The sequence below is a fragment of the Streptomyces sp. genome (assembly GCF_031178505.1).
Classification (GTDB): domain Bacteria; phylum Actinomycetota; class Actinomycetes; order Streptomycetales; family Streptomycetaceae; genus Streptomyces; species Streptomyces gulbargensis.
In genome coordinates this window covers 1-1,986 of sequence record NZ_JAPSIW010000988.1, presented here as the reverse complement: position 1 = coordinate 1,986, position 1,986 = coordinate 1, and the positions used below count along the sequence as shown (strand labels likewise).

The 1,986-nt window shown below is 72.4% G+C and carries 1 protein-coding gene and 1 pseudogene; one reads left to right on the top strand and one right to left on the bottom strand.

Annotated elements, in window-relative coordinates; all coding sequences use genetic code 11:
* Positions 1-137: 137 nt before the first annotated feature.
* Positions 138-422, bottom strand: a pseudogene (locus RIF68_RS35405) (substrate-binding domain-containing protein); the annotation flags it as partial.
* A gap of 28 nt (positions 423-450) precedes the next feature.
* Between RIF68_RS35405 and RIF68_RS35400 the strand changes: the two are divergent.
* Positions 451-1,938, top strand: a complete 1,488-nt coding sequence (locus RIF68_RS35400) for a long-chain fatty acid--CoA ligase (RefSeq protein WP_309055692.1) — start codon at positions 451-453, stop codon at positions 1,936-1,938.
* Positions 1,939-1,986: the final 48 nt, after the last annotated feature.

The window sequence follows — 1,986 nt, the reverse complement described above, 5'->3', positions numbered from 1 at the left end:
CCAGTACGGCGACCCGTCCTGACTCCGGCGCTGGAGCGGACACACGCCCCACACGTGTGAGCTGACGCGCCACCAGGAGCGGAGGACCCGCCCTCCCGCCGGTGTGACACATCGGTGGGAGGGCGGCCTTCCGAGCCCTCTTCGGGCTGGTGCACCGTGGTGAGCGGCGGGGCGGCGATCCGGGCCGCGGCCAGGTCGTCGAAGCCGACCACGGCGACGTCCGAGGGGACCGGGCGGCCGGCCTCGCGCAGCGTGCGCAGCGTCCCGGCCGCCATGTTGTCGCCGGGGGCGAAGACCCCGTCCAGGTCGGGGGCCGCCGCGCGGGTCGCCGCGTGCACCAGCCCACCGTGGCGACGGCCGAAGCGCCGCCCGGGCCTGCGGGCGGTCCGGCGGGGCCGAAAAGACCTCCGCGATGCGATCATTCGACTATTTCGCGCAACGGAGGCGGTCATGGCCAATCTGGCAGGGTTCCTTGTGGAGACGGCTCGGCGGCAGCCCGGGCACCCCGCGCTGCGGCTGGGGGAGCGGGTCGTCACCTACGCGGAGCTGGACGAGTACAGCGCCCGTGCCGCCGCGCTGCTCAGGTCCGAGGGGGTCGAGCCGGGCGACCGGGTCGCCCTGATGCTGCCTAACGTTCCGGAGTTCGTGGTCCTCTACTACGGGATTCTCCGTGCCGGCGCGGTCGTCGTTCCGATGAACCCGCTCCTGAAGACCAGGGAGAGTGAGTTCCACCTCACCGACTCCGGCGCGGTACGGCTCCTCGAATGGCATCGGGCCCCGGGTGAGGGCGCGCAGGGGGCGGCGGCCGCCGGGGTGAGGCACATCTCCGTCGAACCGGCCGAGTTCGCCGCCGAACTGGCCCGGCACGATCCCCTGCCCGGAACCGCCGAGGTGGACGGTGAGGACATGGCCGTGCTGCTGTACACCTCCGGAACGACCGGCCGCCCCAAGGGCGCCGTCCTCACCCACGCCGGCCTCCGGCACAACACCGAGGTCAACCGCGTCCGGATCCAGCAGATGACGCCGGACGACGTCGTGGTGGGCTGCCTGCCCCTGTTCCACATCTTCGGACAGATCTGCACCATGAGCACGGCCATCCGCAGCGGTGCCTCGCTCGTCCTGATCCCCCGCTTCGAGCCGGGGGCCGTCCTGGACGCCGTCGCCCGCGAGCGGGCCACCGTCTTCGAGGGCGTGCCGACCATGTACGCGGCCCTGCTTCAGCACCCGTCGGAGGCGGACGTCTCGACGCTGCGGCTGTGCATCTCCGGCGGTGCCTCGCTGCCGGTGGAGATCCTGCACGGCTTCGAGCGGCGCTTCGGCTGCGCGGTGCTGGAGGGTTTCGGCATGTCCGAGACCAGCCCGGTCGTCACCTTCAACCACCCCGACCGGCCCCGCAAGGCCGGCTCCATCGGCACACCCGTCCAGGATGTCGAGGTACGGCTGCTCGACGACAAGGGCCGGGATGTGGCCCCCGGCGAGATCGGCGAACTGGCCGTCCGGGGCCCCAACGTGATGAAGGGCTACTGGAACCGTCCCGAGGAGACCGCGGCGGCCGTCCCCGACGGCTGGCTGCGCACCGGCGACCTCGCCCGCGCCGACGAGGACGGTTACCTCTACATCGTCGACCGGAAGAAGGACATGATCATCCGCGGTGGCTACAACGTCTACCCGCGCGAGGTCGAGGAGGTCCTGCACGAGCACCCGGCCGTCGCCCTGGCCGCCGTCGTGGGGGTCCCGCACGCCGACCTGGGCGAAGAGGTCGCGGCGGCGATCGTCCTCCGTCCCTCCGCGCAGGCCACCCCCGACGAACTGAGGGAGTACGTCAGGGAGCGGGTGGCGGCCTACAAGTACCCCCGCCAGGTCTGGCTCGTGGACCAGCTCCCGCTCGGCCCGAGCGGCAAGATCCTCAAGCGGGAGATCACCCTGCCGACGCCGTAGCGTCGCACCGGCCGAAGCCGTCGAGGGGCAGCCGCCCGTCCGACCCGC

What these genes read in the sequence shown, in the direction of transcription:
- RIF68_RS35400 (WP_309055692.1), top strand. Translation starts at nt 451, where the DNA reads ATGGCCAATCTGGCAGGGTTCCTTGTGGAGACGGCTCGGCGGCAGCCC.